Here is a 260-nt window from a genome sequence, read left to right on the forward strand (position 1 = left end):
CCGAAGGCCACCACACCTTCATCGAAACCAGCCCCCACCCCATCCTCACCCACACCATCCACGACACCCTCGACACCCTCGACACCACCACCACCACCACCACGGACACCAGCGTCGCCGGTACAAACACCACAGCAACAGCCATCGAACCCCTCACCATCGGCACCCTGCGCCGCCACGAAAACGGCCCCCACCGCTTCCTGACCTCCCTCGCCCAGGCCCACACCCACGGCCTGCCCGTCACCTGGCAGCCCTTGTTC

1 protein-coding gene is annotated in these 260 nt (G+C 66.5%); it reads left to right on the plus strand.

Annotation, left to right across the window (positions count from 1 at the left end):
• A partial coding sequence (locus tag AC5P1B_RS35960) for a hypothetical protein (RefSeq protein WP_493892240.1) occupies window positions 1-260 on the plus strand: 260 nt, incomplete at both ends.

Source organism: Streptomyces sp. A01, from assembly GCF_059026195.1.